The sequence below is a fragment of the Moorena sp. SIO3B2 genome, from assembly GCF_010692525.1.
GTDB classification, from domain to species: Bacteria; Cyanobacteriota; Cyanobacteriia; order Cyanobacteriales; family Coleofasciculaceae; genus Moorena; species Moorena producens.
The window spans coordinates 87990-111597 of sequence record NZ_JAAHHE010000016.1 but is presented as its reverse complement, the minus strand read 5'-3'; the positions used below and the strand labels follow the sequence as shown (position 1 = coordinate 111597).

Below are 23608 nucleotides of genomic sequence, written 5' to 3'. Positions count from 1 at the left end.
AACACGACGGTTTAAGGCGGCTCGTTGATCTAGGAATCCCCACGCCTTTAGGACGGGGAGTGTCAAAGTAATTGTCCGGTTATTTCCAGGATTAATCCGTAAGTAGTGGCTGTTACCATTCAGAGGCAAGATTAGTGAAGAGCCCTTTGCACTGGCACCATGAAATCCATTGTTGAACAACTTAGACTTCAATTCACTCAAGCCTTAACTGCTGCCTTCGGTTCTGACGTGGCAGGGGTAGATCCAATGATGGTACCTGCCAGCAATCCCAAATTTGGTGACTATCAGTCTAATGTGGCCTTGGCTTTGAGCAAACGTTTGAAACAGCCGCCAAGAGCGATCGCAGAATCTTTGTTGCAGTATATAGATGTGGCTGAGATATGTCAGAGCCCGACTATTGCTGGTCCAGGCTTCATTAATTTGAGCTTAAAACCTGCTTACTTGGAAGAACGGCTAAGGGAGATTCACACTGACCCACGTCTAGGAGTAGCAGTCGCTCCAGCCCCTCGACAGGTCATTGTTGATTTTTCTTCTCCCAATATTGCTAAAGAGATGCATGTGGGACATCTACGTTCAACGATTATTGGGGATTCGATTGCCCGGATCTTAGAATTTCGGGGTCAAAATGTACTGCGCTTGAATCATGTGGGAGATTGGGGAACCCAATTTGGGATGTTGATCACTTATCTTAGGGAAGCTTACCCAAGTGCTTTGACTACAGCTGATGCCCTGGATTTGGGAGATTTAGTTACCCTTTATCGGCAAGCTAAACAACGGTTTGATGCAGATGAGGAATTTCGGGAAGCATCTAGACTCGAAGTTGTTAAACTCCAATCTGGTGCAGCCGATAGCCGCCGTGCTTGGCAACTACTGTGTGACCAATCTCGGCGGGAGTTTCAGATTATCTACGATTTGCTGGATATTCAGCTCACCGAAAGGGGGGAATCGTTTTACAATACCTTGCTGCCAGAGGTGGTGGACTATTTAGACAAGTCTGGCTTGTTAGTGGAAGACTCGGGAGCGAAATGTGTTTTCCTTGAGGGGTTTACAAATAAAGATGGTGAGCCTCTGCCGTTGATTGTGCAAAAATCTGATGGGGGCTATAACTATGCCACCACTGACTTAGCTGCACTGCGCTACCGGACTGAGCAAGACCAGGCTCAAAGGATTATATATGTTACTGATTCCGGACAAGCAAATCATTTTGCGCAGGTATTTCAGGTGGCTCGGCGGACTGGTATTCTTCCAGAAAATGTTGAAGTCGTTCATGTTCCTTTTGGTTTGGTTCTGGGGGAAGATGGCAAAAAGCTGAAAACGCGGTCTGGGGAAACAGTGCGGTTGCGGGATTTGTTGGATGAAGCGATCGCAAGATCTGGTGCTGATTTAGAATCGAGACTGAAGCAAGAAGGTCGGGAGGAAACTGAGGAATTTAAAGAGCATGTTGCCAAAGTTGTAGGCATGAGTGCAGTTAAGTATGCTGACCTTAGTCAAAATCGTACCAGCAACTATATATTCAGCTTTGATAAGATGTTGGCACTCCAGGGCAATACGGCACCATATATGCTTTATGCCTATGTCCGCATTCAGGGAATTAGCCGCAAAGGGGAGATTGATTTTGAGCAACTGGGAACCGATGCCAAAATTTTGTTGCAAGAAAACCCAGAATTGGTGCTAGGGAAGAAGTTATTGCAACTGAATGAGGTTCTTGGTGAAGTTGAGAAAGAATTGATGCCGAATCGCCTTTGTCAGTATTTGTTTGAATTGAGCCAGAAGTTTAATCAATTCTATGACCAATGCCCTGTACTGAAAGCCGAAGAACCCAAACGCACATCCCGTCTGCTGCTATGTGATTTGACTGCTAGAACTCTGAAACTGGGATTGTATTTACTCGGAATTCAGGTACTGGAGCGGATGTAGTACAGTGAACTATCTGAATAACTCTACTTCAGCATCAGCTAGTTCACGACACTAGTCTTCGAGCCACAGGGTGAGATAATGGTTTGGTTTTGACCAAAAAAAGGGGTTTCAAGCCCCGTCCTTCGTTCGGCGGCTTTCAAGTAATCTGTTATAATCAAAGAGTGGCCTAGCACAGACAGGATTCGTCGGTACTGTCATAAACCCCACGACGTAAAGCGATGTTAGCACGTGAGGCGCGAAAAACCTCATTAAAAACGTATGGATCCTAACAGATACCGAAAACCAGTAAAGCAAACTTTAAAAACTAAAAAGTACCGTGGGGCACACGGAAACTGAGCAAAATCAACGCTTAGGGAGACAAGCCCACTGGGGTTAGTTAAATTAAGCTAGGTATTTGGTTTTTTTCAACGGATATTCGGCTTAAATATTACCTTTGACGGATAGCTAATTTTAAGGCATGTCGAAGAACTAAGAATCCCCGTTCTTCCATGACGGGGAGTGTCAACACAATTTCCACATCTTGACCCAAAGCGTTTAAGAAGCGAAACAGCCGCACAATTGAAAAACCCGCCAACTTACCATTGATAAGTGCGGACACTTTAGGCTGATCTACTCCTAAAACCTTTGCCGCCGCAGCTTGTGTCATACCCTGCTTGGCAATAATACTACTAATCTTACGAGCCAGTTCTGCTTTAACGATTAATTCGTCAGAGTTTTCTAAACCTAAATCGGCAAACACATTACCACTACTAGCTTGTACTTCAATTTCTTTGACCATAATTACTACCTCTAGTCGTGAGTGTAATGTTGTGAGTAATGTTCTCTGGCTCTTTTTAACAATGAACAGCGTGTATAAGAGCACTCCCCATAGCAGCAACACAAACCACTCGAAGGTGGCAAAACATGCAAACATAGGGTGCAGTTCAACTAAGATTTGCTCGACTCGACGATATAGAGCCATAATCTAACGGGCTGAGTTTTGCTGATTCAGCCCGTTTGGAACATTCTCGTCCCTAGGCGCGATCGGGGTGTTCTTTTCTTAGGGGTAATTCAACCACTCAACCGACCACAGAACTTCGCACTGTCCAGTATCAATAGATTGTAGCGATTTGAAAATTAGTGAGTAAAGGATTTGACAACTGCTATAAGTTATGGATAATCTGCTTCTGATATTCTTCCTCACTCATCATCTCTTCGGTACTCTCCACTCGGTCTAAAAATACAATTCCCTCAAGATGGTCATATTCATGCTGAAATATCCTGGCTACAAAGTCTGTTAATTGTTGCCGCTGACACTGACCATACCGATTAGTATACTCCACCTCAATTCTAGTATACCTGGGTACTAACCCTCGAATTCCGGGAATACTCAGACAAGCACTGTTCTAGTAGGGAGTAGTTAGTGGATGAATATTGCTAACCAGCCACCAGCTACTATAGCGTTTTCCATATTAATGAAATACACACACCTATTTTTTCCCGATTCCCGATTCCCTACTCCCGATTCCCGATTCCCGATTCCCGATTCCCGATTCCCGATTCCCAGCGCTATAGCAATTTTAAAGTAATCATTTTCAATTAAAAAAATCTAAATCTCGTCAAAGGAACACACTATATGGTTGCCACAAAAGACAGCAAAGACCAGATTTTCCAAGCCTTTGAGCAAATCCTAAAACAGCGGCAAAATATTGACTCAAAAATTGCGACCAAAGAAGAAGAAGCAGAAAAAGCTAAAAATCAACAAGTCCTGGAAACTGCATCAAATTATACCGTTGATAATATTGTCAAAGGAATGGCTGATTTACAGCTGGAGTTTGGCACCATTGTTAATGAATTGTCAGAAAAATTATCCTCAGAAGCATCTAAACTTGATGAGCTAAAGCTGGCGATTAAAGTAGAAACTGAACACTTGCAATACCTTCAGCAAATTCGAGTTGTAGCTGATGCCTTACATTTGCTCAATCAAGAGCACCAGGAAAAGCTAAAATCCCTAGAGCAAAAAGCAGATCAACAGCGAGAAGAGATCGAAAAAGACCAAGAGCAAAAACGTAAGCTTTGGCAAAAAGACCAGGAATACTTTGAAATAGCACGTCAAGAACAAAACGAATTATTGGCTCGGGAACGACAACGCCAAGAAGCTGACTATCAATACGAATTAGAACGTCAGCGTAAAATTGAGACGGATCAGTATGAAGAACTGAGCCGTAACCAGGAGCGAGAATTACAAGAGTCCAATCAAGAAAAAGAAAAGCAATGGTCTGAGCGAGAACAGAAGCTACAAGAATCTCAAGACCTGTTTGAAGAGTATCAACAGAAAGTGGAAGCTTTCCCCGCTGAGCTAGATGAAATCGTTAAAAAAGTAAAAGATAAAGCAATTAAAAAAGTCCAAAACGACGCTAAAGTACAGGCTGATTTACTCACCAAAGGCTGGGAAGTTACTCAACAGGGTTATGACGTTAAAATTCAGTCCTTGGAGCAACACATAGAAAAACAAAATAAACAAATTGAAAATCTATATGGTCAGCTACAAGAGACCCTGAAACAGTCCCAAGCCCTGACTTTGAAAGCTTTTGATGGGTCTTCAAGAAGCAAGGATCAAAATTAGTGACTCTGTAAGCATTCAGCCGTCAGCTATCAGCTTATGCGCTACGCGCACGCTACTTTAGGTGCTAGCAGGCGCTTTAACTGAACGGGGTTGGATGAGTAAAACAAGCAGGGATTTTCAAGCAGCCGCACCAGCACCTTAAGCTTGTTTACTACCGACGATTAGCTGACGGCACCTCAAGTAGCGTGAGCCAAAGGCTCACGGCTGATAGCTGAATGCTTAGTTAAAAACTTTTTAAACATAAAATAACCTTGAAAGTATGACACGCAAACCTAACAGCAAGAACACCAAAGCAGAAATTTTAGAGGCTTACAAGGAATTACTAGCAGAACGAAATGCTTTGGAAAAAGAAATGAAGCAGATGAACAAAACGGAAACTCCTCAAGTATCCACGGTGGAAAAAAAGCAAACTAATGGATCCGTACCAGCAAAAGTCATGAAAGACAAAATGATGTATACCCTAGACAGCCTGGTTAAGCTGCAATTAGGGTTTGGTAGTAGTGTCAGTGAGTTGTCGGAAAAACTAACATCAGAAGCCGCTAAACTAGAAGAATTACGAACAGCGGTTACTGAGGAAACTCAACAACTCGCTGAACTCCACAATTTATCAGAAATTCAAGACGATACCTTAGATACGTTAATTGAAAACTATCAGAATAGCTCTAAAGCTTTCGATGAAGAAATTTACCAAAAACGGGAAGAGTTAGAGCTGGAAATAAATCAGTTAAAACAATCCTGGGACAAAGAACAAGAGGAACAGCAACGAGCTATTAAAGAACGGAATGAAGAACAAAATAAAACCCGTAAGCGAGATGCTCAAGAGTATGATTATAATTTAGCCCTACAACGCAGCTTAGATAAAGAAACCTACAACCATAACCAAGAACGTTTATACAAAGAATTGGAGGAAACGAGGCAACAACAAGAGAAACAGTGGGCAGAGCGGGAAAATGCGATCGCAGAGCGAGAGAAGCAGTTTGAAGAATTAAAAACTAAGGTAGAAGCCTTCGACCAGGAAAAATCAGTGGCTATCAAAAAAGCCCAAGAAGAAGGCAAAGCGATTGCTAGCCACCAGGTCAAAATTCAAGCCGACTTACAGAATAAGGAATTAGAAGGAAATAATCGTGTCTATCAGCTAAGAATTGAATCCCTGGAACAGACAATAAAGGAATCATCAGCACGGATACACAGTCTTTCCCAGCAACTCGATACTGCCCTCAAACAAGTTCAGGATTTAGCGGTCAAGGCAATTGAGGGTGCTTCTAATATCAACTCTTATCAAGCCCTTAAAGAAATTGCCTTAGAGCAAGCCAAAAATCCAACTAAGGGTAAATAAGCCCAAAAAGGGAAATATTTTGGTGGTTTTGAAGGTTGACGACATGGTGTTGTCAACCTTCAACTATTAATAGTTGCGTAGGGTGCGTTAGGGACGGGCCGGGTCTGAGCGCCTCTAACGCGCCTTGTTAGGTTGCTGCCCGTAACGCACCACCTCATATTCATTCTGCCCCTCAGCAATGCCGGTAAAATAGTCCGGAGTTGTATCATCAGTAATATTGGGTCAAAGCGCTAATCAACCGATGGAAACAATTTCGGTAGGTGGCGACTCGTGATCACAAGCTTGCTGACCAATCTTGAGCTATGGAGCGCGATCGCTTCCATTTTTTTTTTGGTTGTGAGGTCAGCAAACACATCCTAAGTTGTCAATTTCGGTATCAGTGTTCTATAAAATGGTTATGAACGTAATCAAAAAAATTCGGGTGTTACTGATTGAGAGGGGTGATTTAGCGCAGTTGGGTCTCAGAAAAGTCTTGGAGCAGTACAAGGAAGTCAGTTTAGTGTCTCAAGTTTCTAGCTTGCGTCATGTGGCCGCCCTTTTAAAAAAATCTAACCCGGACGTAGTAGTCATTAATTTAGAGCCTTCAACCAATACTGATGCGTTATTGCGCTTAGTCAGAAATTGGAAAGTGGCATTTTTTCCTAACATATTGCTGCTATCTTGGGACACATCAGAAGAATTTGTGATCAGCGCTTTTGGGGCTGGGGTAGATTCCTATTATCTAAAACGGATCAATTTTCCGAAAACTAATGTAGATACCAGTACTTTCTTAGATGCTTTAAAAGCTACCTATGAAGGGCAACACTGGATTGATCCAGAAATAGCTGGTTATCTCCTAAAAAACAGTATCAAGTCACCGGGTAATAATTTTTCTGGGATTACTTTAATCAATTCCTGTGAGCCTGACTATTATCAGATTCTTAGGGAAAATCCACTGACTGAACGGGAGCTAACTGTCTTGGAATTGATCGTAGCCGGTTATACAAATGACGAAATTGCCGAGCGATTATTACTAGGTCTTGGCACAGTTAAAACTCACATTCGGTCTGTGCTGTGGAAACTGTGCTGTGACGATAGAACACAAGCAGCAGTACAAGCACTTCGCAGTGGTTTGGTGAAGTAGATACAGCAGTTCTTAATTGGGTGAGTTACAAAGTTCTAGGTTTTAGGGAGTAGGGAGTAGGGAGTAGGGAGTAGGGAGTAGGGAGTAGGGAGTAGGGAGCGGTGCGACCCGTGGCGAATTTAATTACGGGTCAAGCGCACCGAGGGAGTAGGGAGTAGGGAGCGGTGCGACCCGTGGCGAATTTAATTACGGGTCAAGCGCACCGAGGGAGTAGGGAAGTCAGAAGAAGGAACTTTGGAATAGATAATAGCAATGCAGCGGTTTTTAATAACACCAAAAAATCCTCCAAGCTCTTTCCTACTGCTCCGAACGCGCCCCGCGTGGCCCACGGCCTCAGTCCCTGCTCCCTGCTCCCTTTTACTTCAATCCTATGTTCACAACTCAAATATAAATACTTGATCCATTAATATCTTAAGTTTAATTGTTACACTTTAATTGCTTAGGTTTACTTTTCAGCAAAATAGCTGATTAACTACTAAGCACTAACGCCTCTACCTATAGGTTGAGTTTCAGCGTTTTTTTTGTTAAGTTTTTTTTCTTTTCTCAGAGTTTTCTTAAAATTTAGTTTATTTATCTATTCCTTTTGGACGAGTAACATTTTGAGACTGTTGACGAGCTGTGCCAATGATATTGAGAGGTTAAGTAATTGTAATGCTTGAGGTGAAACAATTACAATCATTTAGCTTATTCAAAATGCTCCTTAACTCAATAACATTTATTAATGAAAATAAATTGAACTATTCCTCTGGGATCGCTTTTGCGATTTAAAAATTTTCTGTATCACAAGAAGAGTCAGAAAAATTACGGAAAGAAAAATCCACCATGGTGAACAAGTCCTCTGTTGCGATGTCACCTCGTCAACAACAGCGTTGGAAAAGTAAAGAAACTATGTTTGCTAAGTTGCTTGCTCAGTGGTTTGCTCAGTTGAAGCAAGTGCCCTTGGGCTATTTAATGGTCATGGCTGCGATCGCCATGGCATTGGATCTCTATATCAGTACCTCCGTCACTCCTTTGATGGGTGTATCATTTTTGATGTGTCTAGTTGTGGGAGTGAGGTGGATTGGAGTCCAACCTAGTAATTCTGGGAATCAAATTCAACGGCTAGTCAGGAAATATGGTTTAGGAGCCTGTCTTTTCCTATTCACCTTTCTGTGGTTTATGTTGGACTTTACCGCTGCGCCAGCCCATGCCCAGTTTTTCCAAGTCGCAGAAGATTGGCTAACTAGTGCTATTCCTGAAGTAGACGCCGATTTGGTGTCCCTGGTGTTTAACGTTTTACGAGCACTATTCCTAATTTATTTGGGCATTTCATTGGTCAAAGTAGTCAATGCTGCCCAACAAGATGATGACTGGAAAACCCTAGCCCGTACTCCAATCATCATTTTGATTGTAGTTACATTGGGTGATCTTTTAGCAGGCTACATCACTGGCACAGGAGCATAAACTACGCTATATCTAATTTGCCTGTTGAGTTTTATCTAGCTGAAGGGATGAGTAGTCAGGGTTTTATTGAGATTGAAAGTTGTTTCAATCACTGATAGTTGGCAAGTCTGATCCAAAATAGCTTGACCTATGGCAAATAATTCACAGCAACAATTCCGTCGTGTTAACCGAACTCTTGATGAAAAACCGAAAATTGGTCCTATTCCAGCCGATCAGTTTATCCCCTGGGCAATAATTTGGGCAATTGCCTATTACATCGTCAAGGGAGTACTAGGAGCTAGTTGGGTATGGACATCTTGTTTCGGAGTTTGGGGTATGTCTACTTGGTGGGTGCTAACTTCCTCTAGCCATTGGAAATTTCTTTCTAAGTTTATACCTGTACCTCAATGGACAAGAGGAATGGGTAGATACCAAAGGCTTTTAGAGATTAAACGGGAAAAAGCAAAGGGCAAAGGCTAAAAAGTATGACAACAACTCAAGCTCACGATCAAGCTAAACAAAAGATGGGAAAGAAGCGGGTTGATGTAGGAAATGGTAAAAAGAAAACCTTAAAGCCGTTCGAGGATGACTGTAAGTTAGCTAGTTTCCTAGAAGTCAGACTTGATGGGTCTGATGTTGGGGCATACATTCTCAGAAAAGGAGAAGCTTCCTATAAATTTGTGTTTGGTTTTGAATGTCGAGGCATTCACACCACCTTACGGCAGGAGTTAATTGACCCGGTTTTTGATGCCATCGAAGCTGGGTTAAAAGATTTCCCAGAGCAGGAAACCCTCACGATTCACCTAAAGTCTTTCACTGATGACACTGATAGACAAAACACGTTGAGTCAGTTGATTAAGGGTACAGACTCTAACGAGTTAAAGTACCTAATCATGGGAGAAAAGAAGCGAATTCAAGACTTGACAAAAGGGGGGATTAGAAAGCCCAAGACATTGTATTTATTTGCTACCTATACCGTAGAATCAGGTCGAGAGGGAGCATCTGATAAAATCGAAGAATTTTTGATGACAGCTACCAAGTGGTGGAACGGATTTATTGGCAAGCTGGATGAGTATGAAAAACAGCAGATCGAGAGAGTGATAGAGATTGCCTTTAATAATGGCTATCAATTTTGGGAAAGGCTGTTGAGCAATCAAATGGGTCTATCGATTCGCCCTCTTTCTGCTCAAGAGTGTTGGAATTATGTGTGGCAGCGATTTAATGATACACCACCTCGTTCAGTTCCCCAGTTGCTTTCCTTAACTGAAGCTGGAGTTACCGAAGAGGTTTACTCAGAAATCCACCCGGTTTCTCTGTTAATGGAAGACTATACCGCTATTCCATTTGCTGATCGACGTTGGATTAATCTCAAAGACCAGTATACCGCAGTCATGCTCTTTTTAGACAAGCCTGAGGGGTGGAGGAATAAAGAATCCCAAATGCGCTATCTCTGGCAAGTCATGGCAAAAGATGAGGTCTATGACACCGATTGTTTTTGTGAGATTTCCAAAGCGAACATTAAGACAGTAACCAGCAAAATGCATTCGCTGACGAAACAGGCAAATGTCTCCTCAAAATATGCAGAGGAGAAAAATACGATTAATGTTAAAGCACAATTAAATATTCAGAAAAATGTCGAGGCTCAGGCGGCTATCTATGAAGGAGCCGTGCCATTTAATGTCTCGGTTGTTTTCTTAGTTCATCGCGATTCTCCACAAGATTTAGATCAGGCGTGTTATACTTTAAAATCTTATTTTCCGCCACCAGCTTGGATGGTAAGGGAGAGCGAGTATCCTTGGAAAATATGGCTAGAAACCTTACCAATTTCCTGGAGCAGACTATTAATGCGTCCGTTTAAGCGATCGCATACCTATTTAAGCCATATTGCACCAGGCTTAATGCCAGTAGTCAAAACCCGGACAGTGGATAGAACGGGATTTGAATTAATCTCTGCTGAAGGGGGTACGCCAGTTTTTATTGACTTATTCAAACAGCATAAAAACCTAGGTATTTTCGGAACCACCCGCAGTGGAAAATCTGTTTTGGCATCAGGAATTATTACCCAAGCCTTGGCTCATGGTATACCCATCTCAGCTATGGATTATCCAAAACCCGATGGCAGTTCTACCTTTAGTGACTACACCGCTTTTCTCGGGGATAAAGGAGCTTATTTTGATATTGGTCGAGAGGCAGTTAATCTTTTCGAGTTGCCCAATTTAAAGGGATTAGATGGTAAACTACAACAAGAGAGACTTACAGAATACAAAGAATTCTTAGTCGAAGCACTAATGCTAATGGTTCTTGGCTCCACGACGTTTCATGACCGGACTTATACGGATAACATCAGAGCCATGTTAAGCTTAGCAATCAAAGCCTTTTTTGATGATGATCAAATCCATGACCGTTATGTAGCAGCAAATATCAATGGCTTAGACTCTCAAGAATGGCAATTAATGCCTACCCTTGCAGATTTTATTGATTTTTGTTCCTTAGAGAGATTGCGAGTTACCTCTGTATCTGGGGATATCCTTCAAGGCTTGGATCAAGTCAAATTGCGACTGAGGTATTGGATCAATAGCCGAGTAGGACAAGCGATTAGTCGTCCTTCTACCTTTAGAAGTGATGCTCAGTTATTAGTCTTTGCCTTACGGAATATTAGTAGTGACGAAGATGCTGCACTACTCTCCTTAGGGATTTACTCAGCAGCCTTAAGACGTTCTTTAGCCTCGCCGGTGAGTATATTTTTCATCGATGAAAGTCCGATTCTGTTCCAGTATAATTCCATTGCTGAATTAATTGGCAGATTGTGTGCTAATGGAGCTAAAGCAGGAATTCGGGTAATTTTATCCGCTCAAGATCCAGATACCATTTCCAAGTCTCCCAGTGCAGCGAAAATTTTTCAGAATATAACAACACGCTTAGTAGGGAGGATTCAACCAACAGCAGTGGATAGCTTTGTTAATATTTTGAAATATCCTTCAGAGATTATTAACAAAAATGCCACAGAAGGATTTTTTCCTAAACAAGAAGGAATGTATTCTCAATGGTTACTCGATGACAATGGGATTTACACCTACTGTCGATTTTATCCCGGTTCAGCACTGTTAACAGCTGTTGCTAATAATCCTGAAGAATCAGCAATTCGTCAGACAGCAATGCGCTTACATCCCCAGGATAAAATTATGGCTATGCATTATGCTAGTAAAAAAATGGCAGAAATGCGTAATTCAGAAGTCCAAGTTGTGAATTCAAAGTTACCCGATCCGAGAGCAAAAGTTCGACTTCATAATTAAGCCATAAAAATAGGATATAATCTAGGTAAGTCAGGGATACGCTTTTATAGCGCTACGGGCAAGTAAGAAGTTAGAAGTCAGAATTCAAAAGTAAGCGATTACTTACGTTTCGGAGTTTAGGAATGTCCTAATCTCAATGGGTAGTGCTATATGGTTTAGCTTTCAGTTTTCAGTTTTCAGCCTTCAGCATTTTTTCGTAAATATTCAATCTAGGAGTTCAATCATGGCTAAAAATGTGACCAAAACTTGGATACAGTTGTTAATTATTAGTACCCTAATTACAACAGTTCCTAAACCAGCCTATGCTTCTGGTGGAATTGTCGATAGTTTTGTTGACTCGTTTGTTGAGGAATTTCAGAAGGTTAAGTCTTACTTTACAAATTTCTTAGATGAGTTTACCAATCTACCAGAAACCATAGACAACGATTTGAAATCAGCATTGGAAGATTCCATGGGAGTTTTAGGTATCCCCGATGTGGAAGACGTCAGAGCGTCAATTGAGGAAAGTCTCCAAACAAGCGATTACCCAATTTATGAAGGAGACAAACTTGCTAATGAAGTAGAAAGGCAAGTTGCTAGAGCCTCAGCCTCTCGTGTTCTGAGTCAAGAAGGACAGGAGCAGTCAATCCGGGAGCTAAAGCAAATGCAGAATACCGTTTCAGAGGTAGAGCAATCAGCACAAACAGCTCAAAATCAGACAGTTACCCAGAATGTGATCAAAGAAGTCGCTCTTCAGAATGCTCGTCAAGCCGCCATACTCGGCTCCTTGCAAGCCGCTACCGTTGAGGAAGCGCAACGACAGGAAATTTCTAACATGCTCCAGAGCAATATCTCTCGTGCTTTGGATGGACAAACTCAGGCAGATCAATACCAAAAACTGGGCGCTGGTATGGAAACTTTGAGAATTACCTCATTAAGTGGCTTGTTTTAGTTAGCTAGGGTGTTGACTGTTGGCCGTTGACTGGTAAGAATTCAGCTATCAGCTGTCAGCCGTCAGCTAATCAACAGGAGGTAGTAAACCAAGCTTACGGGCTGGTACGGCTGGTTGAAAATCCCTGCTCGTTTTACTCATCCGACCCCGTGCAGTTAAAGCGCTTGCTAGCACCTCAAGTAGCGTGGCCTAGGAGCAATAGCTGATAGCTGATACCTGACGGCTGAATGCTTACGTTGATCGTTAATTGTTAATCCTTAACCGTTGACCGTCAACAGTTATCTGGATGCAGAATTCTTCAATTATTATCAATTCTGAACTCACGCACCCTCCGCACTTAACACTTAGCACTTAGCACTCAATACTCCCCACTCATTACTCCGCACTCAATACTTCCCACTCAAAACTATTTCTCCTATGTCTCCTTGGTCTGGCTTACCTGCTTGTCCCTATTCCTACCTTATTTGTTTATCCCCATGTGTAGCGATCGCCATGTCTACTTGTCCTTATCTTCCGGATTTCCTCCGTCTGCCGATCTCTGTGAATTCCTCATCTACCCACTCTCCCCACTCTCCCCACTCTCCCCACTCTGCTCATCCCATCACTAATCACGTCAAGAGGTAGTCATTAAATGATAGTCACCCCCAACTTAATCGCTCAATTTAGTAATGGAGCCTCCCAAATTATCCAGAATGGTCGTACCGGACAAATTGCGATCGCACAAGCCATGGATGAGCTGTGGAGTGAAGTCCTCGGAGGTGGGTTGTATGCTGTGATCACTAAACTGGGGGTGTTTTTTGCCGTGGGAAGCTTAGTTCTATTCATGACTCAATGGGCAAAAGCCTTAATAGAATACGATGAGCCAATTATGTGGTCTGAGATCATCTGGCCCTTATTAGTCGCGGTTTTGTTAGCCAATGATGGAGCAATGTTAGCCAATGGCACCCAAGGACTCAGAAGTGTAATCAACAATACGTCTAATTCACTACTGCAAAACGCATCTGCCAGAATTTCTTTGCAAGAATCCTACCAAATTGTGACAGAAAATATTGGGGCGAAGGCGGTTATTGATTCCTTGGTTTCTCAATGTGATGCTATCGTCGATGTTCAACAACAGGTGGATTGTTTAACAAATGCAGAGCAACAAGCACAGGAGTTTTCTAGAACGTTAAACCCATCATCTCAGGCATTTCTCTCTCAAATTGGTTCATTGCTTAACCCTCTCAATGTTACTGAACGAGTTGGCTTTGCTTTACAAACCGCAGTAACGGGTTGGTTAATGTCGATTGGGATGGCATTTCAGTGGGTAGCAGAAGTTTCCATGTTGCTAACCGGACTATTAGGTCCATTAGCGGTTGGGGCCACATTATTACCTGTGGGAGCTAAGGCGATTTACGCTTGGTTAATTAGCTTTTTCTCCATCGGTTTAGTTAAAATATGCTACAACATTATTGTTGGTTTAGTCGCCACCTTAATTGTTAATGCTGAGAGTTATAACCCATTAGTTTTTGCTTTTGTAGCTGGATTGATTGCCCCCATCCTAGCGTTAGTATTAGCCGCTGGAGGAGGTCTAGCTATTTTTAATAGCTTAAACTCCTTCAGTGCTTTTGTATTAGGAGGCTTGAAATAAATGGACAGCACGAATAGTTCTCCTCAGAATAAGCTTAAATTTCTCCAAAGAGGTAAGAAGAGTACTTGGTTATCCAGTTTCAATGTGACGGATAGTCTGGGAATTATCTTAATCAGCAACTTTGCTTACAATACCTTAATTCTGTTTTTCCTAGCCCTGTTGTATGGCGCTCAAGCAAGGCTAGCTAATAAGCCAGCTCCTTCCTTAGTGCAATTGAAGACTGGTGAAACCACTGCCGTAGAAGCCATTGGGAATAAAGAACGGACAGCAGAGGTAATTAAAGCATTTACAATTAAAACCATGAGTGACCTGTTTACTTGGACAGGGCGATTACCTGGAAAAGATGGCGTTCCCTTTTCTAACTTAGACTCTGATCCAGGAGTAGAAATTCATGGCAAAGGTAGGCGTCGAGGTAAAATATCTACTCAAGCCTGGAAAGCTAGCTTTGCCTTAGCCGATGATTTTCGTGATCCGTTTCTATTAAAGTTAGTAGACTTAACGCCATCCAACGTATTTAAGGGCAAAACACAATTTGCTTTTGTCCCCCAATTTGTCAGAGAACCTATTAAAATAAAAGAAGGGGAATGGACAATCGATTTGGTTGGCACGTTAACCGTTCTAGATACTACCAATAATTTGCCTACCTATATTCCCTTCAACAAACAGGTGCATGTACGGGCAGTGGAGCCTCCTAAGTATTCACCAGGTATGGCAGACGATAGTCTACCTCCAATTATTGCTAAGGCTAGAGAGAAAGGTTTGGAGGTGGTCAGTATCAAGGATTTAGACTCGAAATAAACCTGAATCCTGAGTCGAATAGTCCTGATTCCAAGAGTCCAATAATCCGTGCATCCGTCCCTGTTTATACATCAGTGTTGTGCGACTAATGACTACAGCAACTGGAATAACTACAGCAACTGGGAGAAATTATGAAGCTATCAGATCTCAAAGACTTTGATGTCCAAAGCATCGAACATAAATCTGAAGAAGAAATGAGTAAAAAAACTCTGATTCAGCAGAACAGTGGTGCAGAGAATACCGCCCCGACATGGACAGAAGAATCATTAGCGGAGTTGTTACAATTTGATACTAGTTATGACCAAGAAAAAAATCCTAGCAGTCAGGGGGTAATAGCATCGACTGATGGTACCGCTGATTTAGATCCAGACTTAAATGTTACCCAAGCGGAATTCGCCAAATCTGGTTGGGCAAAAGGTGCTTCGGTTGGTGCAGTAACTGGGTCAATTGCTGTAGTCGCCGGATTAGTTTTTACAGGGATGACCTCCTTGTCTTCTAAGAAGAAATTGGTCGAAAAAGTTACTCCGATTCCCACCAGTGTTGATAACGAAGCGGAAAACGCGACCGATTCTGAAATCGGACGACTGAAGACTGAATTAGCCCTAGCCAAGCAACAAAAACAGATCCAAGCCATTCAAGAGAAAAAAAGACCAAAAACAACCATAGAGCTTGCCAAGTCAGAAGAACCCCCATCACCGAAAACAGCTCCACCACCTCGTCCTAGGCCAGCAGTGCGTTCAGCACCACCCCCTCCTGTGGTAAGAGCATCAACCCGTCCAGCACCCCGTCCAGTACGGCAACCGGTGGTAATTCGTCAAGCTCCCCCACCACCGCGTCCAGTGCAGCAACCAGTAGTAATTCGTCAAGCTCCCCCACCCCGTCCAGTGCGGACAGCACCAGTGCGGAGAGCACCAACACCACCCCCTGTGGCAAAAGCACCAACACCTCCTCCACCTCCTCCAGCCCCAGCACCAAAGATAGATCCCATGGAGCAATGGCTGGCTTTGAGCCAACTGGGAAGTTATGGTTTGAGTTCGGTGAATACTCCAGAAGCGCCACAGGAAAATGTGGCGATGATGGAACCAAGCCCACAAACACAAGCAGTAGCCCAACGAAACAATGGGATCAGGGGACGCTCTACTATTGCTAGTACATACTCAATTCCAGCTGTACAGAGAGTTTCCAACTCTCCCAATCCTCCCCAACCCCTTAATGGATCTCCCGTTATCTTTGCTGATCAAGTTGCTATCTCAGAAGAAGCCAGTATTTTAGCTGGGAGACCGATCAGACGGAAGCTATTTTCCTTTGGTCAAGAAGCAGCTGGAGAATTAATTACACCAATTGTTTGGACAAAGTCGAACCTATCTCGAAATTCTCAACAACCAAATTTGGATGAACGATTTGTGGTGCGTCTGAGTGAGCCTCTAGTGGATCAAGATAACCAAGTTTTGCTCAAAGCTGGTACCAAAATTGTCTTTCTCTGTGACATGGTTGATGATAGTGGACTAGTCAATAGTGATGCGATCGCATTAATCATCGATGACCAAGAATATCAGTTACCCCTAGGAGTGATTAGTCTCAGAGGAGATAAGGGTAATCCCATGGTGGCGAATGTCTGGGATCGGGGTTCTGATGATATCGCCAGAAATGACATGATCGCCTTCTTGTTTGGTTCTGCTGCCAAAGTCGGAGAAGTACTCAATCAACCTGAACGGAGTCAAATTATCACCTCCAGTGGTTTTGGCTCAAGCCAGTCTAGCACCTTCACTAGTCGAGACCGCAACCTATGGGGAGCAGTGCTTGAGGGAGGGTTTAAACCTCTTGCTCAGGACATTGTAGAGCGTAATGCTTCAGCAACACGCCGACTACAAAATTTGCCCAAATTGTGGTATATGGGTGCCGGGAGTTCCGTACAAGTTTTTGTCAACACACCCTTTGAGCTGTAGTAGCCTGTCTTCTGAATTCATAACCCTGAATTCAGAAGACGGACTTAGCTGATAGCTGAGGGACTGGATCAAGACAATACTTATAGCAATCGAAGTAAAAGTTAAGACATATTTCTGTTCCCTGTTCCCAGATCCGCTGTTCCCCCCTTCCGCGCGGGGGGTTAGGGGGGATCCGCTGTTCCCTTTAAAACACAATAGTATGTCCTAAACTATACTGCCATTGCTATACATTTTGACGTTTGAATTTTTCATTTTAGGAGCTTGTAAGTAGCCATGACTAATTTTTTTTCAGCCTTGGAAATCAAATTAGGTCAAGAGTTAAAAATTACCCCAGCCAAAACTCAGATTTTTTTACTATTTGCTTTATCCCTTTTTCTAGCTAAGCCAGCTTGGGCAGATCCTGGTAATTCAGCTATAGCAGTCAAACGGGTAAGTCTAACCTCTTCTGGGCAATCTTCAGTGCCTCAAAATAGCCCAATTCCAGTAGCATTGGCTCCAGGATATGGAGTAAATATCAGTTTCATTTCTACTGGGGAAGTTATTGAAAAACTCTGGATTGATAATCCCTCATTCGTTGCTGTTGATGTCGATGGTTGCTTAGATAACTTAGTTGCTAAAAAAAACTGTGAGTATAATCAGGCAACTGTAATTCATTTGCGCCGGATTGAACAACTTGATATTCCTGGTATACCAAAGACAAATAGCACACTTTTGACAGTAGTTACTCGTTCTGTTGAGGGTAGGCAAATTTACTTATTTAAAGTGACTCCAGCTGACCGACCTAGCGAAGTAGTCATTGAGTTTAATAAGCCTACTCCTTCCGTAGACTTTATAGTCGTCGATGCCATAGAGCGGGGGATCTTTCGAGCAACCTTACAAGGACTTTTAGTCAAGGGTTCAGAACTTCATAGAAAGTTAGATAATTTCGTAGTTTTTATCAAAGACGGTCAGACTATTTCAAATGCCGCCACTCAAGCCGGTATTTCTTTGGAATTGGCAGATAAATTGCAAAAAATGGGTCGTCGTCCAACTGTTCCAACAGCCATTTCACAAATGAATGAACAGAAAAACACCATTGAAGTCCTAACTAAAGAAGTCGTAATCCAGGAGAAAAATAATGAGCAGTAAGCATCAGAGAAAATCCAATAAAAATAAACCTTGGTTGCAAATGGATAAGCATAGGCGAAAAGGGTTTATTTTACTATATTGGTTCGTCACTGGCTTAGGTCTTTGCTTTTTACTTTCTGGTATTCTTATTGCCTCTGGATTAAGAATGCCAACAGCGGTCGCAACTCTTACTCCTGTTCAAAACAGTAAACTACCAGTAAAAGAAACGAAAATTGAACCCAAGGTAGAAGCACAAGTAAAACCACACGTAAAACCAAACGTAAAACCCAAGGTAGCATTAAATGCTGCAAGTTATCCTCTGAAAGACTATCTGCCAACCACCGCTTGGGAGGGAACTAAACTACCAAATTGGAATCAAGTCACCTTCGGAAGTTTTCCCGGTATTTCTCAAGGGGGTTCTTTTCAAGCCTCCTCAGACGTGATTAAAGCCGTAGGTTATGACCCATCAAGGATATGGTTAGCTGGTCAAACACCAGACCAATATATGAAATTAGGAGACTTTCAGCAGATATTTGAGCTACAAAATTTTAGCTTGAATAACATTATGTCCCTAACCGGATTCGACTTAGGAAATCTTTCCTTAGCAGATTTTGGGTTAATGAGCTCCCAAACCTTAGGTAGCTTAGTAGACGCCATCCCTGATTTGGAGAGATATACTATAGAACAGCTGCAACCAGTCTTTGGTTTACTATCGATCAATTTGGCCAGTAGCTTTGACCCAACAGAAACCTTAGGAGACTTTTTAGCATTCTCACCCCACCTCAGAGACCTTTCCTTTGACACCCTTGACCTATCAGGTTATACCTTAGATTCCCTACCTGGTATTGATGTTGCTCCCTTGGCTGCATTTAAGGATTGGCAGAATACCAATATCGCTCAAGTTCCTGGCTTATCCCAAGTACCATTTTCCCAATTTCCCAATCCGATTCAAGCACAAGGAAGCGCCATTGGTATTTTGGATATTGCCTTTGGCATAGCTGAATCTCAACGCTATAATACCATTTCCGGTAGTGATCAAGAAGGATTTAAAGTTCCCTGTGACAGTGAATGTGCTCATATCGAATTAGCTGGTCAACCAAGTATCAAAGGTAAGCAGTGGATTAGTGGTAAATATCAAGAAGTTCAGGGAGGTTCCGGTTTTTTAGGACAAATAAATGATGGGATGGAACCCACTGGTAGACACCCCTTTGGCGATGCCTTTAAGGTAGTAGTTTGGGATACATCAGAAACAGAAGGCTCTGCTGGTACAGCCTTGTTTTTCCGCTATTGTATCCGTAACACTTTTGTGGATTTAGGTTGTACACCCTATTTCATTGGTCCTGTACCATTTCTATCCTACCAGGAGAAAGATCCAATCTTTTTAGGCTTACTTTAGTCATTAATTTGAAAATTGTTAATTGTTACAGGACTTACGCAAAATTAGTATAATTATTTAATAACGCACCCTACCGAGAGATTGATTGCATAAGTCCTGTGTTTATTGTCCTTTTTCAATTTTCAATTAAAAAAAAAATGAAACAGACTCCAAATCATGTTGTTAGTCTACCTCCGGGATTAATTTATCAGCAACTTACCAAAGAAAATCTTATAGATTTTTCCCAAACTAATCAGGGAATCACCATCACCAGCTGTTTGATAGCTTTGGGTTTGCTAGCGATAATACCGGATGGCAAGAAAGGTCAATTAGCTACAGGTTATTGGGGAGGGAAAAAGGAGAAAAAAGCTGCTCGTAAAAAAGCTCAGGCACAGATGGCTAATCTTTCCAGAAACTCCGTTGCTCTCTACGTCGGCACTCCCGAAGACATTCAGAAGCGTCAGGAGCAAGAATGGATAAAGCAGGGGAAATTGAAAAAGCAACTGAAACCTGAAGCTTTCAATTGGTTTAAGCCTGCTGCCGAGTCCTTATATCTTCCCGATGCCCAACGAGGAATTGCCGCCATTGGAGCCAGTGGTTCAGGCAAATCCTTTTCAGTCTGTGACCCTCTAATTCGTTCATCCCTTGACCAAGGATTTCCTACAATTATATATGACTTCAAATATCCAGCGCAAGCAAAACGAGCTGTGGGTTATGCTTTAAAAAGAGGTTATAACGTACATATTTTTGCCCCTGGTTTTCCCGAGTCAGATGTCTGTAATCCCTTGGATTTACTCAAAGATGAAGAAGATGCGATCGCAGCCGGTCAAATCGCCCAAGTCATTAACCGAAATACAGATTTAACTGGCGGAAAAGCCAGTGGTGATAAGTTCTTTGAAGATGCGGGTGATAGTTTAGTCGAAGGAATCTTTTTGTTAACAAAGGCAGTTGGTACCTTAGTAGAAAATCAGCGATATTGTGATATAATGACAGCACAGGCAATTTTAAGTTTGCCTGACCTAGTTAGCCGATTGGAATTTGCTTCCCAGGAGAAATTAAATGTCTGGACCACTCGCCCCCTATCCCAAATCATTAGCATCAAAGAAAGTGAAAAAACCGTAGCCGGTATTATCGGAATTGCTCAGAGAACCTTCCAAAAATTCTTGAAAAAAGACTTTATGGGAGCATTTTGCGGAAAAACCACCTTACCTTTAGATTTAGAAGGAAAACAACTCATCGTCTTTGGGTTAGATCGAAATAACCGGGATATTGTCGGACCACTATTAGCAACAATCCTCCATATGGTAATTAACCGAAATGTATCCCGAATTAAACCTCGAACAGACCCTCTAGTTGTTTCCCTAGATGAGCTACCAAGTTTGTACTTACCCCAGCTGGTAAACTGGTTAAATGAAAACCGAGAAGATGGGTTTTGTGGTATTCTAGGCTATCAAAACTTAGGACAATTAGAAAACAGGTATGGCAAAGAGCTGACCAGAGCTATTCTAGGAGGTACAGCTACAAAGTTCATCTTTAATCCCCAAGATCCAGACTCCGCTAAAACCTTCTCTGACCTATTAGGAGAGTTTCAAATTCATTTCAAATCCAAATCCAAGAGTAGTGGTACAGGGGGCAGTTCTCACTCTAAATCCGATCAAAAAAACAAGCGACCACTTTTAGAGCCCGCTCAGTTTATTAAATTACCTACTGGTAAAGCAGTGATCATCAATCCCGCTTATCAAAGAGCCAAAGAAAGCTATGTGCCTTTGTTAGAACAAATTCAAATTCCTGAATCTGATCTTAAAGAGCAGGAGTGGTCAGAAAATTTATGGGAGAGTATTCGAGAGCATTTAATTAAAGTCAAGAGAGCATCTCACCGAGTTTCTAATCAGCAAAGGGTGCGTCAACTTAAGGAGAGAATGGCATTAGTAGAGCAATTATTTCCATTGCCAACAGATGGAGCTAGACAAGCACCAGCATCATTTTCTCCTACCCCAGCACTAATACCAAAATCTGGATCTAGCTCATCCACGGCAACTTCTCATTGGCCTCCACGTCTATCTGATCAAGATGTCTCACCAGACCTTCTCGAAGGAAGTTTTTAATCAGTTCCTTCCTTAGAGGTTACAGGTTGTAGGTTACAGCTTACAGGTTGCCATCTGATAACTTGAAAATTGTGTAATTGGAGGAAGCCATGTTTTCTAACAATAAAATAAATCCTGTAGAGGATTTAGATAGGGCAACAAATAACTTATCGGATCTACCTTCATTACCCATCGACTATTTTCCTAATGTGATTGAGATTTTTGATCAATATGGATTGTTAGCTGGCGTAGTGGTGTCCAAAGGCATACCCTATGAAATGCCTAGGCACAACGATCAGGTCAGTGACTACAATGCTTGGTATTTCGATGGACAGCTTTGCGTGTTTTATCGAGGAAAAAATATTTTGCTTGATCGCACTCAGAACTTGCAGCACCGAGCAGCAATTTTTGGAGCCTTAGGGTTGGGAGCATTAGGAGTTTAAAACCATGGCAAAAGTAACAATAGTCAGTGAGTCCTATGTATCATCTTTACAAGGACAATACCAAGGTGTCATTTCCAAATGGTCAAGTGGACTGGCAGCATTTAAGCAAAAGCAGCAGCAAAAGCAAGAACAAAATCGACAGGCTCAACAACTCAATGGTCAGGTATACAATAGTAATCAAGAGCCTGAAATTAAAATTACCGATGAGGATAAAGTAGTCTATGGTAAAGATGGAGATAAGTTGGTCAATGACTTGAACTCAGACATCATTGGTCAGTTGACTTTAGCCAAAGAGTCATCTGTAGGAGAGATGATTGGAGTCACCAATAAAAAAGTAGAATTGGATGGAATCGTTATTTTACAAACTAATGATGAAGGTGTGGTAAAGGTTAACGCTTTTGATGAACAACAGCTACAGGGGCAAAAACAAAAGATATCTAGTCCAATTCAACCACAAAACCAATCTTTAAAACCAAAAGTCCAACCCGTAAAAGCTAATACTGAAACCAGAGGTGGATTATATTCAGTACGACGCTCAGTGCAGGCTTTAGAGAATACACCACTAAAGCAGTTTTTGCAGTGCCAGGTTAATGAGATGCGTATGCTTCGTAGTGCTCAAAAACAAAAACAAGAAGCTATGCAATCGGAGTTTCTATCTGAATTGATTGAAGCCCGAATGCTTCAATCCAAGCAGCCGAGTTGGTGGGAAAAGGTTGTTTCACCGATTTCAGAAAAAGTGGAAAAATTCAAAAATGCTGTGTCTAATTACCATGAAACATCCCGTCAAAAAGAAGCTGCTGCTACCTTAGTACGCTTAATCAATTCTCAAGCATCACCAGGACAAGATACCTATGAATCAGCAGAGTATACGATTCATCGCGAGGATAATTCCTATGCAATGAGGGACAAAAAAGGTAAGGAATTGATAAAGTTTCGCGCTGGTGCTATGGGGGTCACTGTACAGGGAGAACCCAAACTCAATGAACAGCAATATCAAGAAATTTCACAGGTAAAAAAGCAGTTAGATTGGGGACAGAAACCTGAGGGAAAGTTTCGGCAATTAGGAGCTTCTGAGGCTGACTACTTTAGCCGTGTCAAGGCAGTTGCAGATACATTGGTCGAGTATGCCCAATCACAAGGAAATACTGTCCAGGTTGAAGGTAAACTCAACTATAACTGGAGAGCAACTCCCAATGGCGATATCACAATTGCGGCTAAGGACAGACGAGGAACCATCTTTTCACAGCAGAAAGGACAATTTATGTCCCAGATGACACAACGGGATTTATCCTACTTTGAGCAAGCCTTAAAACCTTTAATGAGCCAAGCGCCACAACGACTAGTTCAGCCCTCTCGATCATCAGTGCAGTCTCTAAAATCTCAAAGCCTAGGTGCTCCTAACCCCTTTGCTCACTCCAGTTTAACAGCACTAGCTTCAAGCAATGGACAGGCTTTTCAACCGCCAGCTAAAACACCTTTCTCGGAACCGATTAATCTCAAACAGAAATCAAAGGAGCTATCTTTGTAAGGCTTTTTGTTAACTGTTAACCCTCAACAATAAACAACCTGATCTAGCAATCCTCTATAATTCGTGAACA

General features: G+C 42.2%; 18 protein-coding genes and 1 pseudogene. 17 read left to right on the top strand and 2 right to left on the bottom strand.

All coding sequences use genetic code 11. The features are described 5' to 3' along the window. The first annotated feature begins 159 nt into the window (after nt 1-159). The gene (gene argS / locus F6K38_RS05935; RefSeq protein WP_287265654.1) at nt 160-1917 is read left to right on the top strand and encodes an arginine--tRNA ligase; all 1758 of its coding nucleotides are present in this window, start codon (nt 160-162) and stop codon (nt 1915-1917) included. Between the two features lie 427 nt (nt 1918-2344). Here argS and F6K38_RS05930 read toward each other — a convergent pair whose 3' ends face one another. Together F6K38_RS05930 and F6K38_RS05925 are read right to left on the bottom strand one after the other, a co-directional pair. Next, nucleotides 2345-2695, bottom strand: coding sequence for a helix-turn-helix domain-containing protein (locus F6K38_RS05930; protein ID WP_287265655.1), 351 nt, complete (start codon nt 2693-2695; stop codon nt 2345-2347). Nucleotides 2696-3059: 364 nt separating this feature from the next. After that, nucleotides 3060-3293: pseudogene (locus tag F6K38_RS05925) on the bottom strand (peptide deformylase); the annotation flags it as partial. Between the two features lie 239 nt (nt 3294-3532). On the opposite strand from F6K38_RS05925, the gene F6K38_RS05920 reads away from it, so the two are divergent. The 16 genes from F6K38_RS05920 to F6K38_RS05845 all read left to right on the top strand — a co-directional run bounded on the left by F6K38_RS05920 (nt 3533) and on the right by F6K38_RS05845 (nt 23538). Beyond that, complete coding sequence (locus F6K38_RS05920) at nt 3533-4522, top strand: coiled-coil domain-containing protein (RefSeq protein WP_287254545.1); 990 nt, start codon at nt 3533-3535, stop codon at nt 4520-4522. 259 nt (nt 4523-4781) lie between these two features. After that, nucleotides 4782-5858, top strand: coding sequence for a coiled-coil domain-containing protein (locus tag F6K38_RS05915; RefSeq protein ID WP_009149110.1), 1077 nt, complete (start codon nt 4782-4784; stop codon nt 5856-5858). A gap of 397 nt (nt 5859-6255) precedes the next feature. Next, on the top strand, nt 6256-6981 hold the full coding sequence (locus F6K38_RS05910; RefSeq protein WP_009149108.1) for a response regulator transcription factor: 726 nt from the start codon (nt 6256-6258) through the stop codon (nt 6979-6981). Between the two features lie 846 nt (nt 6982-7827). Continuing rightward, the gene (locus F6K38_RS05905; protein ID WP_071107638.1) at nt 7828-8424 is read left to right on the top strand and encodes a hypothetical protein; all 597 of its coding nucleotides are present in this window, start codon (nt 7828-7830) and stop codon (nt 8422-8424) included. 129 nt (nt 8425-8553) lie between these two features. Beyond that, nucleotides 8554-8883, top strand: coding sequence for a hypothetical protein (locus F6K38_RS05900; RefSeq protein ID WP_009149104.1), 330 nt, complete (start codon nt 8554-8556; stop codon nt 8881-8883). 5 nt (nt 8884-8888) lie between these two features. Next, on the top strand, nt 8889-11696 hold the full coding sequence (locus F6K38_RS05895) for a putative type IV secretion/conjugal transfer ATPase (protein WP_009149102.1): 2808 nt from the start codon (nt 8889-8891) through the stop codon (nt 11694-11696). A gap of 223 nt (nt 11697-11919) precedes the next feature. Next, complete coding sequence (locus F6K38_RS05890) at nt 11920-12627, top strand: hypothetical protein (protein ID WP_009149100.1); 708 nt, start codon at nt 11920-11922, stop codon at nt 12625-12627. A 417-nt stretch (nt 12628-13044) separates the two neighbouring features. Next, the gene (locus F6K38_RS05885; protein ID WP_131826890.1) at nt 13045-13251 is read left to right on the top strand and encodes a hypothetical protein; all 207 of its coding nucleotides are present in this window, start codon (nt 13045-13047) and stop codon (nt 13249-13251) included. A gap of 7 nt (nt 13252-13258) precedes the next feature. After that, nucleotides 13259-14257 carry a hypothetical protein gene (locus F6K38_RS05880; protein ID WP_009149099.1) on the top strand — a complete coding sequence of 333 codons (999 nt, stop codon included), beginning with the start codon at nt 13259-13261 and terminating at the stop codon, nt 14255-14257. Further along, nucleotides 14258-15055, top strand: coding sequence for a hypothetical protein (locus F6K38_RS05875; RefSeq protein ID WP_009149098.1), 798 nt, complete (start codon nt 14258-14260; stop codon nt 15053-15055). It abuts the gene before it with no gap. Nucleotides 15056-15186: 131 nt separating this feature from the next. Further along, entirely contained in the window at nt 15187-17001 is a 1815-nt protein-coding gene (locus F6K38_RS05870) for a TrbI/VirB10 family protein (protein WP_009149097.1), read from the top strand. A gap of 273 nt (nt 17002-17274) precedes the next feature. After that, the gene (locus F6K38_RS05865) at nt 17275-18129 is read left to right on the top strand and encodes a hypothetical protein (RefSeq protein WP_009149096.1); all 855 of its coding nucleotides are present in this window, start codon (nt 17275-17277) and stop codon (nt 18127-18129) included. After that, a complete protein-coding gene (locus F6K38_RS05860) occupies nt 18119-19504 on the top strand; it encodes a hypothetical protein (protein ID WP_009149095.1) in 1386 nt (461 codons plus the stop codon). The genes F6K38_RS05865 and F6K38_RS05860 overlap by 11 nt, the downstream gene beginning before the upstream one ends. A 137-nt stretch (nt 19505-19641) precedes the next feature. Beyond that, nucleotides 19642-21588 (top strand): type IV secretory system conjugative DNA transfer family protein, encoded by a 1947-nt coding sequence (locus F6K38_RS05855; protein WP_287356271.1) that lies wholly within the window; start codon nt 19642-19644, stop codon nt 21586-21588. A gap of 89 nt (nt 21589-21677) precedes the next feature. Further along, on the top strand, nt 21678-22010 hold the full coding sequence (locus tag F6K38_RS05850; protein ID WP_287356269.1) for a hypothetical protein: 333 nt from the start codon (nt 21678-21680) through the stop codon (nt 22008-22010). Nucleotides 22011-22014: 4 nt separating this feature from the next. Further along, nucleotides 22015-23538, top strand: coding sequence for a hypothetical protein (locus F6K38_RS05845; RefSeq protein ID WP_009149091.1), 1524 nt, complete (start codon nt 22015-22017; stop codon nt 23536-23538). Nucleotides 23539-23608 lie beyond the last annotated feature (70 nt).

What these genes read in the sequence shown, in the direction of transcription:
- argS (WP_287265654.1), top strand. Translation starts at nt 160, where the DNA reads ATGAAATCCATTGTTGAACAACTTAGACTTCAATTCACTCAAGCCTTA.
- F6K38_RS05930 (WP_287265655.1), bottom strand. Translation starts at nt 2,695, where the DNA reads ATGGTCAAAGAAATTGAAGTACAAGCTAGTAGTGGTAATGTGTTTGCC.
- F6K38_RS05920 (WP_287254545.1), top strand. Translation starts at nt 3,533, where the DNA reads ATGGTTGCCACAAAAGACAGCAAAGACCAGATTTTCCAAGCCTTTGAG.
- F6K38_RS05915 (WP_009149110.1), top strand. Translation starts at nt 4,782, where the DNA reads ATGACACGCAAACCTAACAGCAAGAACACCAAAGCAGAAATTTTAGAG.
- F6K38_RS05910 (WP_009149108.1), top strand. Translation starts at nt 6,256, where the DNA reads ATGAACGTAATCAAAAAAATTCGGGTGTTACTGATTGAGAGGGGTGAT.
- F6K38_RS05905 (WP_071107638.1), top strand. Translation starts at nt 7,828, where the DNA reads ATGTCACCTCGTCAACAACAGCGTTGGAAAAGTAAAGAAACTATGTTT.
- F6K38_RS05900 (WP_009149104.1), top strand. Translation starts at nt 8,554, where the DNA reads ATGGCAAATAATTCACAGCAACAATTCCGTCGTGTTAACCGAACTCTT.
- F6K38_RS05895 (WP_009149102.1), top strand. Translation starts at nt 8,889, where the DNA reads ATGACAACAACTCAAGCTCACGATCAAGCTAAACAAAAGATGGGAAAG.
- F6K38_RS05890 (WP_009149100.1), top strand. Translation starts at nt 11,920, where the DNA reads ATGGCTAAAAATGTGACCAAAACTTGGATACAGTTGTTAATTATTAGT.
- F6K38_RS05885 (WP_131826890.1), top strand. Translation starts at nt 13,045, where the DNA reads ATGTCTCCTTGGTCTGGCTTACCTGCTTGTCCCTATTCCTACCTTATT.
- F6K38_RS05880 (WP_009149099.1), top strand. Translation starts at nt 13,259, where the DNA reads ATGATAGTCACCCCCAACTTAATCGCTCAATTTAGTAATGGAGCCTCC.
- F6K38_RS05875 (WP_009149098.1), top strand. Translation starts at nt 14,258, where the DNA reads ATGGACAGCACGAATAGTTCTCCTCAGAATAAGCTTAAATTTCTCCAA.
- F6K38_RS05870 (WP_009149097.1), top strand. Translation starts at nt 15,187, where the DNA reads ATGAAGCTATCAGATCTCAAAGACTTTGATGTCCAAAGCATCGAACAT.
- F6K38_RS05865 (WP_009149096.1), top strand. Translation starts at nt 17,275, where the DNA reads ATGACTAATTTTTTTTCAGCCTTGGAAATCAAATTAGGTCAAGAGTTA.
- F6K38_RS05860 (WP_009149095.1), top strand. Translation starts at nt 18,119, where the DNA reads ATGAGCAGTAAGCATCAGAGAAAATCCAATAAAAATAAACCTTGGTTG.
- F6K38_RS05855 (WP_287356271.1), top strand. Translation starts at nt 19,642, where the DNA reads ATGAAACAGACTCCAAATCATGTTGTTAGTCTACCTCCGGGATTAATT.
- F6K38_RS05850 (WP_287356269.1), top strand. Translation starts at nt 21,678, where the DNA reads ATGTTTTCTAACAATAAAATAAATCCTGTAGAGGATTTAGATAGGGCA.
- F6K38_RS05845 (WP_009149091.1), top strand. Translation starts at nt 22,015, where the DNA reads ATGGCAAAAGTAACAATAGTCAGTGAGTCCTATGTATCATCTTTACAA.